Source organism: Streptomyces netropsis (assembly GCF_014203545.1).
GTDB classification, from domain to species: Bacteria; Actinomycetota; Actinomycetes; order Streptomycetales; family Streptomycetaceae; genus Streptomyces; species Streptomyces netropsis.
Genome location: NZ_JACHJG010000006.1, coordinates 196,528 through 220,771 on the forward strand (window position 1 = coordinate 196,528; position 24,244 = coordinate 220,771).

The 24,244-nt window shown below is 70.9% G+C and carries 14 protein-coding genes and 1 pseudogene; 7 read left to right on the forward strand and 8 right to left on the reverse strand.

All coding sequences use genetic code 11. From position 1 onward, the window contains the following. Nucleotides 1-130: 130 nt before the first annotated feature. Nucleotides 131-2,140 (forward strand): WD40 repeat domain-containing serine/threonine protein kinase, encoded by a 2,010-nt coding sequence (locus FHS38_RS16655; protein WP_268246160.1) that lies wholly within the window; start codon nt 131-133, stop codon nt 2,138-2,140. A 41-nt stretch (nt 2,141-2,181) separates the two neighbouring features. Continuing rightward, on the forward strand, nt 2,182-4,185 hold the full coding sequence (locus FHS38_RS16660; protein WP_184734349.1) for a WD40 repeat domain-containing serine/threonine protein kinase: 2,004 nt from the start codon (nt 2,182-2,184) through the stop codon (nt 4,183-4,185). 39 nt (nt 4,186-4,224) lie between these two features. Here the strand turns inward: FHS38_RS16660 and FHS38_RS16665 are convergent, their stop codons facing one another. After that, on the reverse strand, nt 4,225-4,623 hold the full coding sequence (locus FHS38_RS16665; RefSeq protein WP_184734350.1) for a nuclear transport factor 2 family protein: 399 nt from the start codon (nt 4,621-4,623) through the stop codon (nt 4,225-4,227). 300 nt (nt 4,624-4,923) lie between these two features. Between FHS38_RS16665 and FHS38_RS16670 the strand changes: the two genes are divergently transcribed. From FHS38_RS16670 to FHS38_RS16690, 5 genes are all read left to right on the forward strand, one after another. Beyond that, nucleotides 4,924-6,339: an FAD-dependent oxidoreductase gene (locus FHS38_RS16670; protein WP_184734351.1), complete on the forward strand. Its 1,416-nt coding sequence runs from the start codon at nt 4,924-4,926 to the stop codon at nt 6,337-6,339. 11 nt (nt 6,340-6,350) lie between these two features. Further along, the gene (locus FHS38_RS16675; protein WP_184734352.1) at nt 6,351-7,349 is read left to right on the forward strand and encodes a terpene synthase family protein; all 999 of its coding nucleotides are present in this window, start codon (nt 6,351-6,353) and stop codon (nt 7,347-7,349) included. Between the two features lie 29 nt (nt 7,350-7,378). After that, nucleotides 7,379-8,581, forward strand: coding sequence for an acyltransferase family protein (locus FHS38_RS16680; protein WP_184734353.1), 1,203 nt, complete (start codon nt 7,379-7,381; stop codon nt 8,579-8,581). After that, nucleotides 8,565-9,908, forward strand: a complete 1,344-nt coding sequence (locus tag FHS38_RS16685; RefSeq protein ID WP_184734354.1) for a cytochrome P450 — start codon at nt 8,565-8,567, stop codon at nt 9,906-9,908. The genes FHS38_RS16680 and FHS38_RS16685 overlap by 17 nt, the downstream gene beginning before the upstream one ends. 214 nt (nt 9,909-10,122) lie before the next feature. Continuing rightward, entirely contained in the window at nt 10,123-10,506 is a 384-nt protein-coding gene (locus tag FHS38_RS16690) for a hypothetical protein (RefSeq protein ID WP_184734355.1), read from the forward strand. Nucleotides 10,507-10,614: 108 nt separating this feature from the next. Here FHS38_RS16690 and thrS read toward each other — a convergent pair whose 3' ends face one another. From thrS to FHS38_RS16725, 7 genes and pseudogenes are all read right to left on the reverse strand, one after another. Next, a complete protein-coding gene (thrS, locus tag FHS38_RS16695) occupies nt 10,615-12,552 on the reverse strand; it encodes a threonine--tRNA ligase (RefSeq protein ID WP_221495093.1) in 1,938 nt (645 codons plus the stop codon). 155 nt (nt 12,553-12,707) lie between these two features. Continuing rightward, on the reverse strand, nt 12,708-13,655 hold the full coding sequence (locus tag FHS38_RS16700) for a TIGR03619 family F420-dependent LLM class oxidoreductase (RefSeq protein WP_184734357.1): 948 nt from the start codon (nt 13,653-13,655) through the stop codon (nt 12,708-12,710). A 1-nt stretch (nt 13,656) separates the two neighbouring features. Further along, nucleotides 13,657-15,339 carry a GH3 auxin-responsive promoter family protein gene (locus FHS38_RS16705; RefSeq protein ID WP_184734358.1) on the reverse strand — a complete coding sequence of 561 codons (1,683 nt, stop codon included), beginning with the start codon at nt 15,337-15,339 and terminating at the stop codon, nt 13,657-13,659. Between the two features lie 40 nt (nt 15,340-15,379). Beyond that, nucleotides 15,380-16,372, reverse strand: coding sequence for a zinc-binding dehydrogenase (locus FHS38_RS16710; protein WP_184734359.1), 993 nt, complete (start codon nt 16,370-16,372; stop codon nt 15,380-15,382). Beyond that, a complete protein-coding gene (locus FHS38_RS16715; RefSeq protein ID WP_184734360.1) occupies nt 16,369-17,730 on the reverse strand; it encodes an aminotransferase family protein in 1,362 nt (453 codons plus the stop codon). Before FHS38_RS16715 ends, FHS38_RS16710 begins: the two co-directional genes overlap by 4 nt. A gap of 99 nt (nt 17,731-17,829) precedes the next feature. Next, the gene (locus FHS38_RS16720; protein WP_184734361.1) at nt 17,830-19,017 is read right to left on the reverse strand and encodes a cytochrome P450; all 1,188 of its coding nucleotides are present in this window, start codon (nt 19,015-19,017) and stop codon (nt 17,830-17,832) included. Between the two features lie 53 nt (nt 19,018-19,070). Continuing rightward, nucleotides 19,071-24,239, reverse strand: a pseudogene (locus FHS38_RS16725) (SDR family NAD(P)-dependent oxidoreductase); the annotation flags it as partial. Nucleotides 24,240-24,244: the final 5 nt, after the last annotated feature.

Below are 24,244 nucleotides of genomic sequence, written 5' to 3' on the forward strand. Positions count from 1 at the left end.
GCGCGACCCTTGCCGTGAAGCCCGGCGCCGATGCGGGGTGAGACATCGACCTCATCGCCGCGGTCTGTCAGGCCATGGTTCAATGCCGTGCGTGATACCGCCCGCATTCCCCGGCAGATTCGAGTAGCGCATGGTCGAGCCTCTACGCCCCGGAGATCCCCGGCGTATTGGCCCGTATCGGCTGGACGGCCGACTGGGCGCGGGCGGCATGGGACAGGTCTACCTCGGAACGTCGCCGGCCGACCGGAAGGTCGCGGTGAAGCTGATCCGGCGGGAGCTGGCGGCCGCCCCGCAGTTCCGGGCCCGCTTCGCCCGCGAGGTCGACGCCGCACGACAGGTCGGCGGCTTCCACACCGCACAGGTCGTCGACGCCGACCCCGACGCCGCAGCCCCCTGGCTGGTCACCGCGTTCATCCCGGGACCCACCCTGCAGCAGGTCGTCACCGAACACGGCCCGCTCGACGCCAAGGCTGTACTTCGCCTCGGCGCGGGACTCGCCGAAGGGCTCGCCGCCATCCACCGCTGCGGTCTGATCCACCGCGACCTCAAGCCCGGCAACGTCATCGTCGCCGACGACGGCCCCCGCATCATCGACTTCGGCGTCGCGCACGCCCCGGGTACCGAGACGATGACCCACACCGGCATGGTCATCGGCACCTACGCCTACATGTCACCGGAGCAGATCCGCACCGATCCGGTCTCGCCCGCCGGTGACGTGTTCGCGCTCGGCTCGGTCCTGGCCTTCGCCGCCACCGGGCACAGCCCGTTCGACGCGACGACCGTGCCGGCCATCATCCACCGGGTCACCAGCGAACCGCCCCGACTCGACGGCCTCGACGGCAGCCTGTACGCCCTGGTCACCGCATGTCTGGCCAAGGATCCCGCCGATCGCCCGTCCACCGCCGACGTCCTGGCCCGGCTCTCGGTCGTCGGCCCCGGCATCCCGCCCGGTGTCCTTGCCGGCGCCGTGCCCCCCGTACCCGGCACTCCGCCCGGCATCCCACCCGTCGTCTCCTCCAAGGCGCTCCCCCGGCGCACCCTGCTGCTCGGCGGAATGGCCGCCGCGACCGCGGTCGCCGTCCCCACGTACGTCCTCTGGCCGCAGTCAGGGAAGAAGAAGTCACCATCGAAGTCCGCTTCGGGTGCCACGCCCTCCTCCACCCCGGACATCACCAAGCCGGTCGCGCGCCTCGCCGGCCACACCAGCTCCATAGACTGCCTTGCCTTCGGCCCGGACGGCAGGACCCTCGCCAGCGGCGGCTACGACAACACGGTGCGGCTGTGGGACGCCGCCACCGGCCGCACCATCACGACGTACAAGGGGCACACCTCGAACGTCATGTCGGTGGCCTACACCCCGGACGGCCAGACGTTGTTCACCGGCGGCTTCGACCAGACCCTGCGCCGCTGGGACATACGCACCGGCGCGCCGTCGGGCGACGCCACCTCGTACAGCGGTGAGTTCGACAGCGTCAACTGCCTGGCGTTCAGCCCGGACGGCACGGCCCTCGCCGTGGGCGTCGGCAGCCGGGTCGAGATCGTGAAGCCGTCCACCGGCCGCTCGACCGCCACCCTCACCGGACACACCGGCAGCATGAACGACGTCGCGTTCAGCCCGGACGGCAAGACCGTGGCCAGCGTGGCCGCCGACACCGGCAGGCACGGCACGATCCGGCTCTGGGCCGCCGACACCGGCCGCCTGCTCAAGACCTTCACCACCGACTCGGAGAAGAACTTCTCCGCGGTGGTGTTCAGCCCGGACGGCAAGACCGTCGCCGGTGCCGGACCCGGCGTCCGGCTGTGGGACCTGGCCACCGGACGTCCCACCAAGACACTCACCGACCGCCACTCGTACATCCTCAAGGCGGCGTACCGCCCGGGCAGAGCGGTGATCGCGGGTGCCGGCGGGAATCGCGAGCCCGAGGCCCGCGACAACACCGGCAAGACGATCAGCCTCTGGGATCTGTCCACCGGGCGCGTCACCTCGACCCTGACCGGCACCATGCCGCAATCCAACCTCACCACCTCGGTCTCGGCACTGGCGTTCAGCCCGGACGGCACGACACTGGCGGCCGCCCTCAACCTGGCCGCGGTGAGCGACGAATCCGCCACGTCGATCCAGCTCTGGAAGCTTCGCTAGCTCCCCGGCGGACACCCCCACCCATCTCACGGACGGTACTCATGGACGCGTTGTGGCCCGACGACCCCCAGTGGGTCGGCCCCTATCGGCTGGACGGCCGACTGGGCGCGGGCGGCATGGGACAGGTCTACCTCGGAACGTCGCCGGGTGGCCGCAAGGTCGCGGTGAAGCTGATCCGGGCGGAGCTGGCGGCCACCCCGCAGTTCCGCACCCGCTTCGCCCGCGAGGTCGACGCCGCACGACAGGTCGGCGGCTTCCACACCGCACAGGTCGTCGACGCCGACCCCGACGCCGCAGCCCCCTGGCTGGTCACCGCGTTCATCCCGGGACCCACCCTGCGGCAGGTCGTCGCCGAGGACGGCCCGCTGGAACCCGACGCCGTACTTCGCCTCGGCGCGGGACTCGCCGAAGGGCTCGCCGCGATCCACCGCTGCGGCCTCGTCCACCGCGACCTCAAGCCCGGCAACGTCATCATTGCCGACGACGGCCCCCGCATCATCGACTTCGGCATCGCCCGTGCCGTGGACGCCAGTTCACTCACCGCCACCGGCGCGATCGTCGGCACGTACTCCTACATGTCGCCGGAGCAGATCCGTGCCGACCGGGCCGGGCCCGCCAGCGACGTGTTCGCGCTCGGCTCGGTCCTGGCCTTCGCCGCCACCGGCCGCAGCCCGTTCGACGCGCCCACCCTGCTGGCGGTCGTCCAGCGGATCCTGGACGACCCGCCCGCGCTCGGTGGTCTCGACGGCGAGCTCCGACGCCTCCTGGTCTCCTGCCTGGCCAAGGACCCCGCCGAGCGACCGTCCGTCGCCGGTCTCCCCGCCTGGTTCGCGAGCGCCCGCGGGGGCGGGGCGGCCGTCCACCCGCCCCGGCCGGAGCAGACGGTGGTCCTGGCCCCGACGCGGCCCGGGACGGTGTCGGAGCCGGGAGCGGGTGCGCGGATGGGAGCCGTTTCCGATGCGCAGCCGACCGCCGTCGAGGACCGGGCCACGGGCCCGGCCGCCCCCCAGCCGGGCGCGGGCAGGGTGTCGCGGCGTGCGCTCATCGTCGGCGGCCTGGCTGTCGCCGCGGCCACGGCAGTCGGCGTCCCCCTCCTCCTGCGCAGCCAGGACGGCACCCCGAGTTCTCCCTCCGACGCTTCACCGCAGAGCGCGAGCTCGAAAGACGTCACCCTCAAAGGCCCCGTGAGCGTGTACGCGCTCGCCTTCGGCCCGGACGGCAGGACGCTGGTCGCCGCGGGTGGGGAAGGCACGATCTGGCGCTGGGACCTGTCCACCGAGCGCAGCACGACCACGCGCATCGGTGTCGCCGAGTTCATCCAGCCCAACGCGTTCAGCCGGGACGTCAAGCTCCTGGTCAGGGCGGAGAAGAACAAGGTCCTGCTGTGGGACGTGATCACCGGCCGCACCGTCGGCACCTTCACCGGCATCACGTCGTACCGACTCCAGGACGGCTTCGTCTCCTCCATGAGCCTCAGCCCGGACGGCAGGACGCTGGCCGCGAGCACCGCCAAGGGACTGTACGTGTGGGACGTGGGCTCCGGCCGCACCCTCGATATCCACGAGGACTGCAAGAGCGGACCGGCGGTGTTCAGCCCGGACGGCAAACTGCTGGTCAGTGGATACCCCCTCCAGGTGCGGCAGATGCCGGACGGCCGGATGCTGTACACCCTCGACGAGATCATCAACCCACGAGAAGCGGTGTTCAGCCCGGACGGCCAGATCCTGGCCGTCGTGCAGCAGAGCAACACGGTGCGGCTCTGGAACACCAGCTCCCGTCAGGACGTCGTCGCGCTCAAGGGGCACAGGAATCAAGTCCACGCGCTCGCGTTCCACCCGGGCGGGCGGACGCTGGCCACCGCCGACCAAAGCGGCAGCGTTCGGCTGTGGGACACGGCCACCGGAGCGACCACCGCCACCTTCACCAGCCCCAGTTCCATCGAAGCGGTGGCGTTCAGCCCTGACGGAAAGACCCTCGCGGCGGGACTCAACGGCGGCACCAGCTACTCCACCCATGACACCGTCCGTCTCTGGGCGGTGCCTTGAGCGCCGGCCACTGGTCTCTTCCCACGTAGAGCGGTTTCGTCAGGGCTGGTCGTACCAGGCGAATGCCGCGATCCGCCAGCCCTCCGAGGTGCGGACGAACTGGATGGTCTTGGTCCCGCCTCCCTCGAACGGCTCGCCGTCCAGGATCCCGGACTTGCGGTACGCGCCGAACCGCGACGCGATATCGCCCGCGATCTCGGTCCGTTCGGAGGTCTCCCACTCGGAGAACTCGACCAGCCGACCGTCGCTCAGCAGCCGCCGACGAGGCTCGATGAACTCGTCGACGGTATAGACCGTGAACTGCGGGCCGGTCATGACGATCACGCCCCCGGGAAGGACCAGCCTGCGGATCCGGGCCACGTCGGCAGCCTTGCCGCTCCGGTTGTCGAAGGCGCCGAAGAACTCGGCGGTCAACGCGTCGATCTCAACCTTGGACATGGCGCGACAGTAACACCGAAGGGGCGCCGGACCCCCTCGGTCCCGCCCGGGCTGCCATGGGTCCACGGCGCGGGTGCGGGAGTTCGGAAAGCCTCACTCCCCATCCGTCACATATGCATCTGGGAAATTCCCTAACTGGCTGGATGTTTCTCTTGTGCCGCGAGTGGCCAGCGGGTCATGATCCCTGCGCCTGAACGTGATATCCGTCGATAAACACACCCATGAACCGCTAAGAGCCGTGAAACAGCTTCCGCCTGTCTTCTCCGTGTTTCACCGCATACGCCGAACCCCAGGGGGATCATGAAATCCCGGATCACGGCCCTCGAGAACTCCGAAGCGGTGGTGGTCGGAGGGAGCATCGCCGGGCTGCTGACGGCACGGGTCCTCGCCGACCACGTCGCCCGCGTCGTGGTGGTGGAGCAGGACCCATTACCGGAAGGGCCCGTGCCACGGCGCGGTGTGCCGCAGTCCACCCATGTGCACGGCCTGGGGGTGCGCGGCCTGCGGACCATCGAGGGACTACTGCCGGGGTTCACGGACGAACTGACCGGGGCGGGCGCCCCCTTGCTGGACCTCGCCGCGGACCTCGCGATGCGCAATCCCTACGGCTGGGCGGCGGTCTTCCCCTCGGGGCTGGGCTTCGTGTGCGCCGGCCGTCCCCTGGTGGAGTGGACGGTCCGGCGCATGGTTCGTTCCACGCCCAACATCACCTTCCGTGAGGGGACCCGGGTCACGGGCCTCGTCGGGAACGCGACAGCCGTAACCGGTGTCCGGGTGAGAACCCGGGGACGCCCGACCGACGACCGGGTGCCCCTGCCCGCCGACCTCGTCGTCGACGCGACCGGCCGGGGTTCCGCCGTGGACAACTGGCTGGAGCAACTCGGCTGCACACCACCGCCGAAGGAGATCATCGATCCCCACATCGGCTACGCGAGCCGCCTCTACCGCATACCGGAGGACCACCGGGCGCCGTGGCGATCGTGCTACATCCAGGGCGGCCCGCCCGGCCCGCTCCGCAGCGGTGTCCTGGCCCCCGTGGAAGGCGGACGGTGGATCGTCACCTTGATCGGCAGCGGCGCGGACCGCCCCACCACCCGGGAACAGGACTTCCTGCCCTACGCCCGCGGCCTGGCCGACCCGCTCATCGCGGAGGCGATAGCCCACGCGGAGCCGCTGACCGACATCTCGGGCAGCCACGCGACCAGCAACCGCCGTCGGCTGATCCGCCCCGGGGCACGGCAGCCCGGCAATCTGCTGCTCACCGGCGACGCCCTGTGCTGCTTCAACCCCGTGTACGGGCAGGGCATGACCGCGGCAGCCCTGGGCGCCGCCCTGCTCGGTGAGTGCCTTTCCGAACCTGCCGGGCTCCCCGGCCTCTCCGACCGGTACCACCGCCAACTCACCGCCCTCACCAGCACCTTCTGGGACATGGCCGCGACAGCCGACAACCTGCTGCCCGGCACCGAAGGCACACCACCGACCCGGTCCCAGCGCCTGGCTTCCCGCTACCTGGGCCGGGTACAGGCCGCCGGCACCCGTGACCCCCGGGTCCATCTGGCCTTTCTCGAGGTTCTCCATTCGTTGCGCCCCCCATCGAGCCTGTTCGCACCCCGCACCGCGATCCGGACCCTGCTCCCCCGGGGCGCGGGGCGGCCCGTGCCGCAGGCCCGCCCGGCGCTGACAGCGCCCGGCAACACATCGGACCGACTTCGCTGAGGACGTGCGTCATGCTCGATCAATCCCTGCAGATACCGGTGCCGCAACTGCGGTGCCCCTTCCCCCCTGCCGTCCACCCGGCCGCCGAGCGCCTGGAGGAGTCCGCGATCGCGTGGATGTGGCAGTTCGGCTTCATACGCGACGCGGCCGAGGAGGAAGCCGCCCGGGCCGCTCAGTTCGGGCGGCTCGCCGCCCTGACGTACCCGTACGCAAGCTTCGAGGGCGCCCAGTTGGCCTGCGACTGGATGATCTGGCTGTTCCTCCAGGACGACGAGTACATGGAGCGCGCCGCCGAGGACGGTCGGCTCCTGGACTGTGCGCGGCACACCCTCCGTTGTCTGCGGGTCCTGCACGACCCCGACGCCCCGCCGGGCGACGACCCCTACATCCGCGCCCTGCACGACCTGTGCGCGCGAACCGGGCGTCACGCCGGGCCGGAGCACTTCCAGCGGTTCCTCTCCGGCCTGCACGAGTACTTCACCGGAGCGGGCGCCGAGGTCGTCTATCTGTCCCACCGCGCAATGCCCTCACTGGAGGAGTACATTGCGCTCCGCGAATCCAGCATCGCCCTGCGCTCCGTGATGTTCGTGCTCCTGGAGACCGCGGGCGGCTTCCCGTTACCCGGCCCCCAGTGGAGCGAGCCGGAACTCCAGGCGCTCGCCCACTCGGCGAGCCGGGTGAACTCCTGGATCAACGACATCCTCTCCGGACTCCGCGAACTGCACTGGCCGGGCGCCATCAACCTGATCACCGTCCTCGCACAGCACCACGGCTGCACCCCCGAAGAGGCGATCGGACGAGCTGTCGCCTACCACGACCGGGAACTCGCCGACTTCCAGGAGTTGAGCCGACGACTCCGGCTGACCAGCGACGACCCGCGGGTCGGGCGCTACCTCGACGCGCTGGCCGCGTGGACCCGCGGCAACCAGGACTGGAGCCTGACCTGCGGCCGGTACCACGTGGAGAGTCCGGACCTCGGCGTGACCGGCCCGCAGCACTTCGGCGAATGACGGGGCACGGACGGCGAAGGGAACACGTCATGCCCGCGACCTCCCCCGGTCCGGCGGCGCCGGACTCCTCCTCCCCTCCCCGGGATCTGCCGAGTCTCACCGGCTACCGCTTCGTCCTGGCCCTCGTGGTGCTCGTCTGCCACGCGGCCTTCATCTCCTCCGTGTACCGCGACAAGCAACTCCACGACCTCCTCGGACTCACCCTCCCCCTGGCCACCGGGGCAGTAGCTTCCTTCTTCCTGCTCAGCGGCTTCATCCTGACGTGGTCGGCTCCTCGGCACGAGCCCAGGCGCCGGTTCTGGCGGCGCAGGTTCTGGAAGATCGTGCCGAATCACGTCGCCGCCTGGCTGGTCGCCGTCGTGTTCCTCATGACCACGGCCGGAACGACGGGCATGCTGGCCACACCCACCGACGTCGAACCGGCGCCGGCCCTGGCGAACCTCGTCCTGGTCCAGAACTGGGTACCGGACGAGAACTACTACGTGGGCCCCAACGTGCCCGCGTGGTCCATCTCGTGCGAGGCGTTCTTCTATCTGCTCTTCCCCTTCCTGCTGACGGCCGTCCGCCGCATCGCCGCACCGCACCTGTGGCGGTGGTGGGGTGCGGTCGCCGTGGCGATCCCCCTCATGGCCCTGGTGAGCCTGCTCGTCAGTGGGCCCACGCTCTACGACTGGCTGCCCCTCAACGGCACCCAGCTCTGGTTCGTCTACGCGTTCCCGCCGGTCAGGGTGCTGGAGTTCACCCTGGGAATCCTCACGGCCCGGCTGGTGCAGGAGGGCCGCTGGGTCGAGCTGCGCCGCCCGGTGCTCATCGGTCTTCCCGTTGTCGCGTTCGCCCTCGTCCCGGTGCTGCCCGCGACCTTCGTCTTCGGTGCCGCGCTGTGCGTACCGCTGGCGCTGGTCATCCCCGCCCTGGCCGGGAAGGACATCATGGGGCGCAAGTCCGTCCTCCGGCACCCGCGCGTGACCGCCCTCGGGCAGTCCTCGTACGCCCTGTACATCGTCCACTACCCCATCATCATGATCGTGCGTCATGTCCTGGGTCCCGACCGGCAGTTCGGGGCTGCGACGGGCACGCTGCTGGTCCTCGGCATCGTGACCCTGTCGCTCCTCGCCTCCCATCTGCTGTACCGGTACTGCGAGGCACCACTCATGCGCCGGTACGCACGGCCCCGTCCCGCACCGCACGCCGTCCCCGCGACCGCAGGAGATCCCTATGCCCCGACGCGCTGAGAGCCCCGTCCTCCCGCCGGCCCCGGGCGCCCTCCCGGGCCTCGGTCACGTCCTTCCCCTGCTGCGCGCCCCACTGCCCTTCATCACCTCACTGTCATCCCTCGGTGACGTGGTCAAGGTGCGCATCGCCCACATGCCCGCCTACGTGGTCACCGACCCGGAGCTGGTGCGGCGGGTCCTGGTCTCCAGCGACCACGACTTCACGCAGGGCCGCGTCTACGAGAAACTCGCCCAGTTCCTCGGCGAGGGAGTCGGAACGACCTCCGGACGCAAGCACCGCAGGCTGCGCCGACTCATCCAACCGGCCTTCCACCGCGACCGCATCGCCGAGTACGCCGACACGATGCGGGCCGCCGCCGAGAGCACGATCGCCGACTGGCGGCCCGGACAGGAGATCTCCGTCGACAGCGCCATGAACGACATGGCGCTGACGGCCGTGACGGCATGCCTGTTCGCCACGGAGATGACCCCGCAGGCCGCCGCGGAGTTCAGGGAGAGCATCCTCACGCTCTTCCACGGTGCGGTCCTGCGCACCCTGCTGCCCACGGCGTGGGAGAAGCTCCCCACTCCCGGCAACCGCCGCTACCGCCGCGCGATCACGGTGGCGAACAGGGTCATCGACGAGACGATCACCACCTACCGCGCCCCCGGGCAGCGGCGCAACGACATGCTGACCCTGCTGCTGGACTCCCGTGACGACGACGGGGACGCCCTCACCGACCAGCAGATCCGCGATCAGGTGATCACTTTCCTGTTCGCCGGTGTGGAGACGACGGGGGCGACCGTGGCCTGGGCCCTCCACGAGGTCGGGCGCCACCCCGAGGCGGAGAAACGACTGCACGAAGAACTCGACACCGTCCTGGGCGGCCGCCCCCCGACCTGGCAGGATCTCTGCGCCCTGCCCTACACCAGCCGGGTCGTCACCGAGACCCTACGGCTGCACGCGCCCTGGCTCATCCTGCGCCGTACCCTGCATCCGGTGCGACTGGGTGATGTCACGCTCCCCGAGGGCGCCGAGGTCGTCTACAGCCCCTATGCCCTGCAACGCGACCCGCGGCACTTCGCCGACCCCGAGCTCTTCGACCCGGATCGTTGGCTTCCCGAACGGGATGGAGCCGGCCCCCGGGGCGCCTTCGTCCCGTTCGGAGCGGGGGTCCACAAGTGCATCGGCGACGCCTTCGCCCTGACGGAGATCACCATCGCCCTGGCCGTCATCTGCTCCCGCTGGCGCATGCGCGCCCGGACGGACGTCCCCGTCCGTGAAGTGGCCGCGGCCACCACCCACCCCAAGGGGCTCACGATGACCGCCGAGCCGCGTTTCCCCTGACGACACCGGCCGTTGCAGCCGGCCCCACACCCTCGCCCTGGAGCGGATCAGGAACCGGCGGTGGGCCGTGCGGTGTCCGTACACCCCGCACCGCCGCACCGGGCAGAACCGCCGCCGGGTGCCTGGCTGTTCGCGATGTGAAGAGCCACACCGTCGAGCAGTCGTCCCAGGCCGTACTCGAACAGCGACTGCACGCTGTGTCGACGCCGGGCTTGTGCCTGATGGCCGCGAAGGCGGGGAGCGACTCTCCGGCCAGGAGGGCGTCCATCGCCTCCTCCTGGGTTTCCAGCCATTCCTCACCACTGATGCCGGTGTCGCGGTGGGCCTGCTCCTCTGTCTCCAGGTCGGCTGCGGTGCCACGTACGTAACCGCGGCGTTCGCCGCATACGAGCGGCAGATGCGCGGCTACGTCAGTGAGCACCAGCAGGCCGGCCGGGCAGGGGCCGAGCGATTCTTCATGGGCACGCCGACCCAGGAGATGCTCGACATGATCGCCGCGAACGCACCCGAGGTGTCCCGTGCGCAGACCATCAGGCTCAAGGAGTATCCGACCTCCGCCCGGGTCGGGTCGTCGTCATCGGGGCTCACGGCCGGGTGAAGATCGCCCGTGCCGACGCCCTGAAGGTCCTTTCGGCGCCCGGGGCGTTCCGTCCCTGCGACGGCGCGTGGGGGAGGCCGACGGCCTCCCCCACGTCCGGCGCATGCGTCAGGCGTTGCCTCCGTCGGTCTCGGGCCGCAGGTGCCCGGCGCCGTCCAGGCTCTTGGTGCGGATCAACTCGGTGACATGACCGACGAACGCGTCCAGCGGCATGGGGGTCTCCTTGCCCGAGCGGTCGCGCACGGTCACGGAACGCTCCTCGGCCTCACGCCGGCCGACCACGACGATCAGCGGGATCTTGCGGGTGACCGCCGTGCGGATCTTGGCGTTCAGACGGCCGTCACCGGCGTCGACGTCGGCACGGACGTCCGCGTCCAGGAGGAGGTCGCGGACCTCGTTCGCGTAGTCCGTCAGCTCGTCCACGATCGGGATGACGCGGACCTGCTCCGGCGCCAGCCACACCGGGAAGGCGCCGGCGAAGTGCTCGGTGAGGTACGCCGTGAAGCGCTCCTGGGAGCCCAGCGGGGCGCGGTGGATGACGACCACGGGCTTCTCGGTGCCGTCGGAGTCGTGGTAGGTCAAGCCGAAGCGCTGCGGCGTGTACAGGTCGACCTGGTTGGTCGACGCGGCGAACTCCTTGCCCGTGACGGCGCGGATCATGAAGTCGACCTTCGGGCCGTAGTGCGCGGCGCCGCCCCTGTCGATCTCGAAGGGGATGTCGGACTCCTCCATGGCCTCGCGAGTGATCCGCTCGGCCGTCTCCCACATCACCTCGTCGTCGTGGTACTTCTCCCGGTTCGCCGGGTCGCGCAGTGCGAGCACCATGTAGAAGTCCGTGATGCCGAGCGTGCGGTAGTAGTCCGCGTGCATCCGCATGACCTCGAGGAACTGGTCCTTGGCCTGCTCCTGCGTGCAGTAGATGTGCGCGTCGTTCTGGGTGAACCCGCGGGTGCGCATGGTCCCGTGCAGCTGTCCGCTGCGCTCGAAGCGGTAGACCGTGCCGTACTCGGCGATCTTGTAGGGAAGGTCCCGGTAGCTGTGCGGCCGCGCCTTGTACACCATGTGGTGGTGCGGGCAGTTCATCGGCTTGAGGTAGTACTTCTCGCCGTCGATCTCGATCGGCGCGTACAGGTCCTCGGCGTAGTACGGCAGGTGACCCGAGAGGTAGTACAGATCCTCCTGGGTGATGTGCGGAGTGACCACCCGCTGGTAGCCCAGCTTGCGTTCGCTGCGCCGGGCCCAGCCCTCGAGCTCGTCGCGGACGATCGTGCCGTTGGGCAGCCACAGCGGCAGACCGCGGCCGATCTCCTTGCTGAACGCGAACATGTCCAGGTCCTCGCCGATGCGGCGGTGGTCGCGCTTGGCGGCCTCCTCCAGCGCCTTGAGGTGCGACTTGAGCGCGTCGCGGGTCGGCCACGCGGTGCCGTAGATGCGCTGCAACTGGGGGTTCTTCTCGCTGCCCCGCCAGTAGGCGGCCGCGCTGCGCATCAGCTTGAAGGCCGGGATCAGCCGGGTGGAGGGCAGGTGCGGGCCGCGGCACAGGTCGGACCAGCACACGTCGCCGGTCTTCGCGTCGACGTTGTCGTAGATCGTCAGGTCGCCGCTGCCGACCTCCATGATCTCGCTCGTGTCCACGTCGCCCTTGAGGTCGACGAGTTCCAGCTTGTACGGCTCGGTGGCGAGCTCGGTGCGGGCGTCGTCGAGCGAGGGGAACTCACGACGCCGGAAGCGCTGGCCGGACTTGATGATGTCCTTCATGCGCTGCTCGACGCGCTCGAGGTCCTCCGGCTGGAACGGACGCTCGACGTCGAAGTCGTAGTAGAAGCCGTTCTCGATGGGCGGACCGATGCCGAGCCTGGCCTCCGGCCATTCCTGCTGCACCGCCTGGGCCAGCACATGGGCCGTGGAGTGCCGCAGCACGTCCAAGCCGTCCGGGCTGGACAACGCGACCGCCTCGACCTCGACTTCGGCGTCCGGGACCCAGTCCAGGTCGCGCAGCGTGCCCTCGGGGTCCCGCACCACGACGATGGCGTTCGGCCCGTTCATCGGCAGCTTGGCCGCGGCCACGGCGTCGGCGCACGTCGTCCCGGCCGGGACCACTACCGCGCGTTTGGTCTCATCGGCAGGACGGGATGCAGACACGGCAATCTCTCCTCATGGATCAGCGCCGCCCGGCGGCGCTGGGTACGGAACCGCAATGATCACGCCAGTGTAGCGGCGGCCCTTGACGACAATTCACCAGATGGTGTGGCCAGTTCACCGAGCAGGAGCTCGACGCGTTCCAGCGCCCGGCCGGCCTCCGCGTCCGGCGAACCGACCTCGGGATCGAAATTCGGATCGAGGAAGGTCTCGGTCAGTCCGGTGCCCGCGAGCACCTCGAGATCGTCCCTGATCTTGCCGACGGGGCCGGTCAGCGCCGGCTGGTCCGCACCCGCCGACGGACGCAGCCGGACCGGGGCGCGGCAGACGAACCGCAGCGCCGCCGGATCCCGCCCGGCCTCCTCGGCGGCCGCGCGCACCACGGCGATCGCGTCGCGGATGGCCGCCGGATCGGCCTTGCTGCTCGCCACCCAGCCGTCGCAGAGCCGTCCGGCCCGGCGCAGCGCCGCGGGCGCAGCGCCGCCCAACAGGACCGGGGGGTGCGGCGTCTGGGCCGGTTTGGGGTCGAACCGGGTGGGCGGCACGCGGTAGTACGGGCCGTCGTGCCGGACGACCTCGTCGGTCCACAGGGTCTTCAGACAGGTGAGGAAGTCGTCGGCGCGCCGGCCCAGGTCCCTTCCGGTCACGCCGGCGGCGGCGTACTCCTCGGGTGCCCAGCCGTTGCCCAGCCCGACGTCGAGCCGGCCGCCGGACAGCAGGTCGAGCGTGGTGAGCTGCTTGGCCAGCACGGCGGGTGTGTGCAGCGGCATGACGAGGACGGCGACACCGAGCCGGATCCGGGTGGTGTGCGCGGCCAGGAAGGACAGCGTGACCAGCGGATCGTGCACGCCGCGGTTGGCCTCGCCCCAGGAGCCGTCGGGGGCTCCGAGCAGCCGTTGGTAGGTCCACAGCGACGGATAGCCCAGCCGTTCGGCCAGCCGGGCGATGTGGACGAGGTTGGCGGGGGTGGCCCAGGCGCCCGACACGGGCGCGGCGAATCCGATCTTCACATCACGCTCCCGCCAGACAGCCGTGGAGGAGGTCGAGTTCGCGCAGCGTGGTCAGGAACGCCGCGTCCTTCTGCAGCCAGTGGTGCTTGATCTGGGCTCCGGCGACCCCGTCGCGGAAGCGCCGCTCGGCGACGGTGCGGAACGCGCCCGGTACCAGGGGCAGGACCCGCAGCGGGCGCAGGCGGCCGCCCCGGCGCTTGTCCGCGTACTCGACGTTGACCTCCTGGAGCGTGTCGTCGATGCGGCGGGCGGTCTCCCGCAGGTCGAGGGCGTCGTGCGCGTCCGTCCATTCGATGGCGATCAGGTAATGCGGCGGGGTGCCCCAGACCGGGATGCCGGAGAAGTCGGGGTGGGTGGTCCGCCGGCTCCCCAGCACCCGGGTCACCGCGGCGTGGACGTCGGACTCGGTGACCTTCTCACCGGTGAACGAGCTCTGGAAGCCGGCCCGTCCCAGGAACTCCAGCCTGGGCGTGGCACCGACCCTGTCCACCACCCGGTAGACGTCGCCGACGTCGTAGCGGTAGAGGCCGTTGGCCTGGCTCATGACCAGCCGGTAGTCGGCGCCGGGTTCCAGCGCGTCGTAGCCCAGGGTGGGGGTGTCCGCGGGCAGCGGCTTGCCGTCGTCGAGGTCGTGCCAGGGAACGAACTCGAAGTGCCCCTGGTTGACGGCGAGCGGGCCGGCCGACGGGTGCTCGTCGACGGGCAGCGTGACGATGCCCTCCGTGCCGGTGGTGCTGAACGGCAGGGTCGCCACACCGGGCGCGAGCTGGGACAGCCACGGCCGGTACAGCGCGGCGGAGGCGGAGTTCCAGGAGACCATCAGGCGCAGGGTGGGCCACAGGTCGGTGAGCAGCGGGCGCCCGCCGGCCCAGTCGAAGACCGTCGCCAGCCTGCGGGCCAGCGCGGGGTCGGCGGGTCTGACCGCATCGCGGCCGTCGTGCAGGTCGCGCACCAGCCGTTCGGTGTTCTCGCGCAGCGTCTCGGCCAGCAGGACGATCTTCGAGGGGTTCACCGAGACGATCAGCTGGAGTTCGCGTCCGGCGAGCCGCAGCAGCTTGTTGTACAGCAGGTCCACCAGGGTGGGGGCGTCGGGGTCGCGGGCGAACCAGTCCGCCGAGCGCCACGGCGGGTTCCAGTCCTCCGGGTCCTCGGTCAGGGGGCGCTCGCTGATGCCGTAGACGGAGAACCCCTGCCGGCGGTGGCGTACGGGGCCGGGCTCCCAGGACAGGTCGAGGACCTCCTCTCCCCCGAGCCCTTCGGTGCCCAGCTGTTCGAAGTACAGGCCCCACTGGGCGTAGAGCGCGGGCCCCCGGTAGACGCGGCGCCAATGGTGGGTGGTGGGGACGAACTTGGCGCGCCCCGTGGTCCCGGAGGTCCGCAGGAAGGCGTACGGGTCGTCGGTGGTCAGCACCCCGTGCTCCCCGGCGAGCTGCCGGTCCACGTAGGGAGCGAGCCCGTCGTAGGTGCGGATGGGCACCGCGTTCTTCCACTCCCGGGGCGCGCGGACCCGGGCGAGGCCGTGTTCGCGGCCGAAGGCGGTCTCCCGCGCCCCCGCCAGGATGTCGGCGAAGACCCGGTCCGCCGCTTCGTCGGGCTGCGCACAGATCTTGCGCTGCAGCGTCAGCGCGTCGTGTGTCCTCGCGAGAAAACACCGATGCGATGCGGTTTTCTCCTCAGAAGCCAAGACTCTTCCCCCCTAGCATCGCGCCGAAGCGCGGTTGAGTTCACTCCACACGGACGACGACCTTTCCGAACGCCCGTCGCTCCTCGAGTTCGGCGACCGCTTCGGGGGCCCGGGACAGCGGGAACCGCGCGTGCACCACCGGCTCCAGGGCATCGGTGACGACCAGGTCGAGGACCGTGTGGAGGTCCTCGCGCCGCCAGGCGTTGGAGCCGAGGATGTCCAGCTGGCGCGACCAGACGTAGCGCAGGTCGGTGGTGGCCTCGTAGCCGGTGGTCGCGCCGCAGGTGACGATGCGGCCGCCGCGCCGCGCACAGCGCAGCGAGAGGGGCCAGGTGTCCTTGCCCTGGTAGTCGACGACCACGTCGACGCCGCCGTCGGTGAGTTCGCGGACCCTGCCGCGTACGTCCTCGGTGGCGATGTCGATCGTCGCGGCCACGCCCAGTGCGCGCAGCCGGGCGAGCTTCTCCGGCGACCGGGAGCAGGCGATCACCCGGGCGCCCGCCCGCACGGCGAGCTGGGCACAGGCCACGCCGACCCCGCCGGTGGCACCGAACAGCAGGATCGTTTCACCGGGTTGGAGGCGCGCCCTGGTGAACAGCATGCGCTGTGCGGTGCCGTAGGCGATCGGCAGCGCCGCGTACCGGGCCGGGTCGATGTCGCCGGCGGGCAGCGGGAGGGCGTTGCCGGCGGGTGCCACGACATGCTCGGCGAGCCCGCCCCAGTGGTGCTCGCCGAGGATGCCCCGCCCGATCATCGGATCGAGCAGCACGCGGCGGCCCAGGAGCCGCTCGCCCGCCTCGTCGGTGGCCTGTTCGACGACGCCGACGACGTCGCCGCCGGACACGTGCGGCAGTTCCAGTCGCACACCCGGCAGTCCGTTGCGCACATGGATGTCGAGGTGGTTGAGCGCGCAGGCCTCGACCCGCACGCCGATCCACCCCCGGGCCGGCACCGGGCGCTCGACCTCGTCCAGCTCGAGCCGCTCGGGGCCGCCCCAGGCGCGGATGACCGCCGCCCGCATCAGCCGTGTCACTCCCCTGTCACCTCACGGATGGCCCGGAACAGCGTGCCGGTGAGGAGACGCAGGTCGTCGTGGCTCATCGACGGCGACGGCAGCATCGTGATCACGTCGCCGGGGACGGCGTTGACCAGGACGCCGTTGTCCCGGGCCAGGGTGCAGACACGCTCGACGACCCGGTCCTGGGGCGGGAAGGGGGTGCGGTTCTCCCGGTCGGCCACGAGCTCGACGCCGGCGATGAGCCCGAGCTGGCGGACGTCCCCGACGTGGCTGAGCCCGCGGAACGGCTCGAGTTCGGCGGTGAGGACGTCGGCCAGCGCCCGGGCGCGACCCAGGACGTCGTCCTTCTCGTACAGGTCGAGGCTGGCCAGGGCGACCGCCGCCCCGAGCGCGTAGCCGGAGTACGTGCTGCCGCTGAGGAACGCCCCGCCGCGGAAGGCGTCGAAGATCTCCTCGGTGGCCAAGGTGGCCGACAGCGGGAGGTATCCGCCGGTCAGGGCCTTGCCCACGGTCAGCAGGTCGGGGGTGACGCCCTCGGCATCGCACGAGAAGGTGGTCCCGGTGCGGCCCCAGCCGGTGAGGACCTCGTCGGCGATGAGCAGCACACCGTGCCTGCGGGCGATCTCCGCGACCTTGGCCAGGTGGCCCTCGGGAGCGGTGATCACGCCGGCCAGGGCCTGCACGCGGGGCTCCACGATGACGGCGGCGATCTTTCCCTTCTCCCGGACGAGGATCTCCTCCAGCGAGTCCGTGCAGTCGAGCTCGCAGCCCCCGCTCGACATGCCGACCGGACACCGGTAGCAGTCGGGCTGGGCGAAGGAGAGGGAGGGGTAGAGCAGCGGCTCGTAGGTCTTGCGGATCATGTCGACCTGGTCGTTGTTCACGCCCCGCAGGCTGATCGTGCCCAGGGTCTCGCCGTGGTACCCGTTGGCCATGGACACGAAGGTCGAACGCTCCGGCTCGCCCTTGGCCACCCAGTACGCGTACGCGGCCTTCAGCGCCGTCTCCACCGCGGTGGAACCGGATTCGGCGAAGAACACCCGCTGCAGCCCGGGCGGGGCCATGTTCGCCAGCCGGGCGGCCAGCTCCACGGCGGCCGGGTGCGAGACGCGGTACAGCGTGGTCTCGCCGGCCTTGCGGGCCTGGGCGACCAGGGCCTCGACGAGAGCGGGGTGGCCGTGGCCGTGGAGGTTCATGCCCATCGACGAGCGTCCGTCGAGGTAGCGCCTGCCCTCCGGGTCGATCAGCCAGCATCCGTCCGCGCGTTCGACGACGAGCTGGTCGTTGGCCATCCAGTCGTCCATCGGCGTCCAGGGGTACCACATGTGCTCGCGATCGAGCCTGCGCAGCCGGTCGACGTCCGTCTTCTCCACTTGGAGTCCTCCGTTGATGGTGTGTTCGGTGATCCGGGGGGGGGAGGGCTTCGCCGCGGGCCGGGTCGCGGCCGGCGGCGAAGCCCTCCCGGGCTGCTGCTACCAGGTGACGCGGAGCTGGCGCGGCCCGTAGGAGAGGGCGTCGCCGCGGAAGGGGATGTCCTCCTTGGCGATGTCCAGCCGCAGCCCGGGGATGCGCTCGGCCACCGCCCGCAGCGCCTCCTCCAGCTGCACCCGGACCAGGTGCTTGCCCAGGCACTGGTGCGGCCCGTGGCTGAAGGAGAGGTGGTTGCCCGCCGGGCGGCGGATGTCGAGCACGTGCGGGTCGGGGTAGACCTTCGGGTCGCGGTTGCTGGTGTCCAGCAGCACGATCACCGCGTCCCCCTCCTTGATCGTCTGCCCCTCGATGTCGATGTCCTCGGCGGCGACCCGCTTGGTGGCCCGGGCGATCGTGTAGTAGCGCAGCATCTCGTCGATCGCCCCCGGCCACAGGCTGGGGTCGGCCCGCAGTTCCTCGGCGACGTGCGGGAACTCGGCCAGCGCGAGCACCCCGAGACCGAGCATGTTCGCCGACGGCTCGTGACCGGCGACCAGCAGGAACAGCGCGTTGTCCACCAGGTCGGCGGCGCTGAGCTCGATGTCGCCGGACGCCTGCGCCTTGACGATCAGCCGGCTGAGCAGGTCGTCACCGGGGTTCTCCGTGCGCTCCCGCATGAGGCGCTCGACGTAGCCGCGCAGCTCGATGACGGCCTCGAGGTTCTCCTCGCCCCGGTCCATCTCGATGATCTGCTCGGTGCGCTTCTGGAAGTAGTGGCAGTCCTCCTCGGGGATGTCCAGCACCTTGCAAATGGTCTTCGTGGCGACCGGGAAGGCGAACACCTCGACCATCTCGGCGCCCGGGCCCTGGCGGACGATCTCGTCGACGATCTCGCCGAAGATCTCCTTGAAGAACGGGCGGACCTCCTCGGCGTGCCGGGGCGTGAAGTCCTCCGCCACCATGCGGCGGGCGATGTCGTGCTCCGGCGAGTCCATGTTGAACAGGTGGCGGCTGAACTGGCCGCGCTGCTTCTGCAGGGCCTCGCGCTGCGAGAACGACGGAACCTTGGCGGGGTTGTTGCTGATGCGGCGGTCGGCGAGCAGGCCGCGCACCGCCTCATGGCTGGCCGCCAGCCAGGCCGCCCGCCCGTCCTCCATGGTGAACGGGCACACGCCCCCTTCCTTCAGCAGATCCAGGTGCTCGACCGGAGGGGTGTCCGGCACGGTACGGCGAACGGGGAAAGAAGGCATTGCCAGCTCCATTTCAAGGACGTGCGAATGGGTGTTGCTCCTGAGACCTCGGGTCAGCGCACGGCTGCGCCGCCGTGGTCTCCAGGGGGTCGGTGAACGGCCGTGACCAGCCAGTCGTGCACGACGTCGGCGGTCCTGGGCGCGTGGTGTTCCATCATGGTGAAGTGGTCGCCGGGCACATCCGTTCCGGTGTGCGCCAGGTTCCAGCGGGCCTGCCACCGCCCGTCGTCGGGCATTCCGGGCAGCGGGTCGCCGGCGCGTACGTGCAGCACGGGTACGTCGACTTGGCCCGGCGTCCAGTCGAAGCCGAAGTAGCGGCCCATCGCGGTCAGCCACGCCTCGCCCAGTGCCTCGCCGGTCCGTCCGTCGCGTTCCCGCTGACCCTGCTCCATGGCTCCCTGGATGCGGGTCATCACGTCGCTCTGCTCGGGCGCGTAGGTGTCGACCAGCACGACGGCGGCGGGCGGGCGGCCCAGACCGGCGAGATGGGCGGCCAGGGCGTGCGCGGCCAGGCCGCCCGCCGAGTAACCGAGCAGGACGAACTCGTCCTGCCCTTCCAGGGCCCGCGCGTGGGTGGCGAGCAGGACGTCCAGGGTGGCGGGGATCGGCTGCCCCGTCACGAAGCCCGGCTCGCGCAGCACGAACACGTCGCGCCTGCCGCGCAGGGCCGCGCCGAACGGGACGAACTTGTGCGGGTCGGCCTTGCCCAGGTGCGACGGGATGCAGAACACGGGCGTGTCCGCTCCGCCGGAGGTCAGCCGCAGGGGCGGCAGGTCCAGCTCGGCCGGATCGTCGTACGCCGCCCGGAAACCGGCGGCCGTCGTCAGCAGGTCGATGAACTCCAGCCGCCTGCCGTGCCGGTCCGCCTCGTGCCACAGTTCGACGAGGCTCCCCGTCGTGTCCGGTACGCCCGTGGTGCCGGCGCCGATCCTCTCCCGCAGGTGCTCGGCGAGAGCGGCGGGCGTGCGGTGTTCCAGGGTGAGCGAGGCGGGGAGCGCCAGGCCGGTGCGGGAGACGAGCCGGTTGCGCAGCTCGATCGAGGTCAGCGAGTCGAAGCCGAGCGCGAGGAACTCGTGGCCGGGGTCGATCCGCGCCGGGTCCTCGTAGCGCAGCACGGTGGCGATCTCCGTGCGGACGGCCTCCAGCAGTACCCGTGACTGTTCCTCGGAGGTACGCCCTTCCAAGCCCCGCAGCGCGTCCGGCTGTTCCTCCCGGGCGGGCGGGGTGGCCGGGCGCGCCTCGGGGAGCGCGTCGAGCAGGCGGTGCCGGGCACCGCCGGTCAGGCGCCCCCAGTCCACGTCGGCCACCACCACGGGCCCGTGCGCACGGCCCAGGGCCCGCACGGCGTCCTCCGGGGCCAGCGGGGCCAGGCCGCTGCGGCGCAGCCGGTCCTCGACGACCTGGGTGCCGGCCATGCCGTCGCCCGCCCACGGCCCCCAGGCCAGGGAGGCGGCGGGCAGCCCTTCGGCGGTGCGGTGCGCGGCCAAGGCATCGAGGTAGGCGTTGGCGGCGGCGTAGCCGGCCTGGCCGGCGCCGCCGAGGACACCGGCCAGGGAGGAGAACAGCACGAACGCGTCGAGGTCCCGGTCGCGGGTGAGCTCGTGCAGGTGCTTCGCACCGAGCAGCTTGGGCCGCAGCACCCGGTCGACCTGCTCGGGAGTGAGCGAGGCGATCACACCGTCGTCGAGGACGGCGGCCGTGTGCACCACCGCGTTCGGCCGGTGGGCATCGAGCAACTCCCGTACGGCTTCCCGATCGGTGACGTCGCACCGGGCCACCGTCGCCTTCACACCGGCGGCGATCAGCTCGGCGTGCAGGGCGCCGGCCTCGGGGCTGTCCGGACCGCGCCGCCCGGCCAGCACGATGTGCTCGGCGCCCTGGTCCGCCAGCCAGCGCGCGACGTGCGCGGCCAGCGCGCCGGTGCCGCCGGTGACCACGACGGTGCCGCTGGGCGACCAGTGTTCGGCGGCGGGACGCGTACGGACCAGGCGCCTGGCGAACACGCCCGCCGACCGGAGGGCGACCTCCTGCTCGTCCCGGGCGAGCAGGAGGGCACACAGGCGGCTGGCGGTGCGGTCGGTGAGCTCGGCGGGCAGATCGATCCGCACGGCGCCGAGTTCCGGATGCTCCGCGGCGGCCGCCCGGCCCAGGCCCCACAGCATGGCCTGCTCCGGGTTCGTCACCGGATCCGAGTCACCGACGGCCACGGCCCCCTGGGTGAGTACCCACAGGGGAACCCCGGAGCCCTCGGCCAGCAGATCCTGGACGACGCGCAGAGTCGCCTTCAGGCCGCCGTCGGTGTCGGAGCCGAGACCCAGCAGGGAGACCACTCCGGCCAGGTCGGAGCCCTGACGAGGCCCGGCCTCGCCGGCGCTGAGCACGGTGGCACCGTGCTCGGCCAATGCGGCTTCGACGGCGTCGGCGAGCCGGCACTCCCCCGCCGGCCGGATCACCAGCCAACTCCCCGACAACACAGGCGCCGTCACGCCCTCGTCCACCGGCGTCCAGTCGATCCGGTACGTCCAGTCGTCCAACGGCGTGCCCGGCGTGCTCTCGGCGGGGGCCGGGGCAGCGCGCCGCATCCAGTAGTGCTGGTGCTGGAAGGCGTAGGTGGGGAGATCGACGGTGCGGGCGTGGGGGAAGAAGGGGGACCAGTCGACGGCGTGGCCGTTGACGTGGACTGTGGACAGGGCTGCCAGGACCGTGGACACATCGTCGTGACCGGGGCGAAGTGCAGCCGCAGTGGCGATGTTTTCGGTGTCGGCGCAGTGGGCGACCATCGAGGTCAGAGCCCCTGCCGGCCCGAGCTCCACCCAGGTCGTGACACCCGCGTCGAGGAGAGTGCGCACGCCGTCGGCGAAAAGGACCGGCTCGCGGACCTGCCGCACCCAGTACTCGGGCGAGCACCATTCCTGCGGGTCAACCCACGTACCTGTCACGTTGGAGACTGCCGGCAGCGTCGGCTTACGGAATTCCACCGTCTTGAGAACCTGCTGGAACTCCTCCAGCATCGGCTCCATCAACGGCGAATGAAACGCATGCGACACCGCCAGACGACGCGCACGACCACCCCGCCCCTTCACCGCAGACACCACACGGTCCACCGCCGCCTCAGCGCCGGAAACCACGATCTGCCCCGGGGCATTCACCGACGCCACGACCAGGTCATCGCCGAGCAGGTCAGTGATCTCCGCGGGGTCGGTCTGCACCGCCGCCATCGCACCACCGGCAGGCAACGCCTGCATCAACCGGCCCCGCGCAGCCACCACCCGGCACGCATCCTCAAGCGACCACACACCCGCCACATGAGCAGCCGCCAACTCACCAATCGAATGACCGATCAGATAGCCAGGCCTCACGCCCCAGGACTCGAACAGCCGGAACAACGCCACCTCAAGCGCGAACAAACCGGCCTGAGCCCACACCGTCCGATCCAATGTCTCTGCGTCCGAACCGAAGACCACCTCACGCAGCCCCGGATCCAGAGACGCGCAGACCTCGTCAAACGCCTCCGCGAACACCGGGAACCGCTCGTACAGCCCCCGGCCCATGCCCAACCGCTGACTTCCCTGACCAGCGAAAACAAAGCCCAGTCGTCCGGAACCGACGGAACCCGTCACCGCGTTCACCACCGAACGCCCCTCCGCCACAGCGGAAAGACCGGCCAGCAGCTCACCACGCCCCGAGCCCACCACCACCGCACGACGCTGAAACACACTCCGCGTCGACGCCAACGACCAACCCACATCAGCCGGATCCAGCTCAGAACGCGCCGACAGATAGGCGGCCAGCCGACCGGCCTGCTCGCGCAGCGCATCCTCGGTACGCCCCGAGACGACCCACGGCACCGCGCCCGAGGCAGGCTCTCCCACCAGCGGTTCGACCGCCGGGGCCTCCTCGATGATCACGTGCGCGTTCGTCCCACTGATGCCGAACGACGACACCCCGGCACGGCGCGGACGACCGTCCTCGACGGGCCAGTCCCGCGCCTCGGTCAGCAGTCGCACCGCACCCGACGACCAGTCCACCTCCGGCGACGGCTCCTCCACGTGCAGCGTCCTCGGCAAGACACCGGCCCGCATCGCCATGACCATCTTGATCACACCGGCCACACCAGCGGCCGCCTGGGTATGACCGATGTTCGACTTCACCGATCCGAGCCACAACGGGTGCTCCGGTGAGCGGTCCTGGCCGTAGACACCGAGCAGGGCCTGCGCTTCGATCGGGTCGCCCAGGGACGTACCGGTGCCGTGTGCCTCGACGGCGTCCACGTCGGAGGACGTCAGGCGCGCGTTGGCCAGTGCTGCCCGGATGACCCGCTGCTGCGACGGACCGTTCGGCGACGTCAGACCGTTGGACGAGCCGTCCTGATTCACCGCCGAACCCCGCACCACCGCCAGTACGTGGTGGCCGTTCCGCTGTGCGTCCGACAACCGCTCCAGCACCAGCACGCCCACGCCCTCGGCGAAGCCCGCGCCGTCCGCGGTGGACGAGAACGCCTTCGCGCGGCCGTCGGTGGCCAGTCCGCGCTGGTGGGAGAACGCGGTGAACACGGTGGGGGTGGCCATCACGGTGGCGCCGCCGACCAGTGCCAGTTCACACTCGCCCGACCGCAGCGCCTGCGCGGCCGTGTGCAGGCTCACCAGCGACGACGAACATGCGGTGTCCACGGTGACCGCCGGGCCTTCCAGGCCCAGCGCGTAGGACACCCTGCCGGACATGACGCTCGCCGAGCACGCGGTGGCCAGGTAGTTGGCGTACTCGCCGCCCGATCCGGCGAACAGCGAGAAGTAGTCCTGGCCGATCGTGCCGAAGTAGACGCCGGTCCGGCTGCCCCGCAGCGTGCCGGGATCGATCCTGGCCCGCTCGACCGCTTCCCACGAGCACTCCAGCAGCAACCGCTGCTGCGGATCCATCGCCAGCGCCTCACGCGGCGAGATCCCGAAGAACCCCGCGTCGAACTCGCCCGCGTCGTAGAGGAAGCCGCCCTCCCGCACGTACGACTGGTTCTCGTCGAAGGCGGTGTCCAGGTTCCAGCCCCGGTCGGTGGGGAGCGGTGCCAGGGCGTCCACGCCGTCGACGAGCAGTTCCCAGAACCGTTCCGGCGAGCGGGCTCCGCCGGGAAGCCGGCAGCTCATGCCCACGATCGCCAGCGGCTCGGCGTCCTTGCGCTCGGCTTCGCGCAGCCGCTGCCTGGTGCCGTGCAGGTCCGTGAGGGCCTTCTTCA

What these genes read in the sequence shown, in the direction of transcription:
- FHS38_RS16675 (WP_184734352.1), top strand. Translation starts at nt 6,351, where the DNA reads ATGCTCGATCAATCCCTGCAGATACCGGTGCCGCAACTGCGGTGCCCC.
- thrS (WP_221495093.1), bottom strand. Translation starts at nt 12,552, where the DNA reads ATGAACGGGCCGAACGCCATCGTCGTGGTGCGGGACCCCGAGGGCACG.
- FHS38_RS16670 (WP_184734351.1), top strand. Translation starts at nt 4,924, where the DNA reads ATGAAATCCCGGATCACGGCCCTCGAGAACTCCGAAGCGGTGGTGGTC.
- FHS38_RS16680 (WP_184734353.1), top strand. Translation starts at nt 7,379, where the DNA reads ATGCCCGCGACCTCCCCCGGTCCGGCGGCGCCGGACTCCTCCTCCCCT.
- FHS38_RS16720 (WP_184734361.1), bottom strand. Translation starts at nt 19,017, where the DNA reads ATGCCTTCTTTCCCCGTTCGCCGTACCGTGCCGGACACCCCTCCGGTC.
- FHS38_RS16660 (WP_184734349.1), top strand. Translation starts at nt 2,182, where the DNA reads ATGGACGCGTTGTGGCCCGACGACCCCCAGTGGGTCGGCCCCTATCGG.
- FHS38_RS16655 (WP_268246160.1), top strand. Translation starts at nt 131, where the DNA reads ATGGTCGAGCCTCTACGCCCCGGAGATCCCCGGCGTATTGGCCCGTAT.
- FHS38_RS16685 (WP_184734354.1), top strand. Translation starts at nt 8,565, where the DNA reads ATGCCCCGACGCGCTGAGAGCCCCGTCCTCCCGCCGGCCCCGGGCGCC.
- FHS38_RS16665 (WP_184734350.1), bottom strand. Translation starts at nt 4,623, where the DNA reads ATGTCCAAGGTTGAGATCGACGCGTTGACCGCCGAGTTCTTCGGCGCC.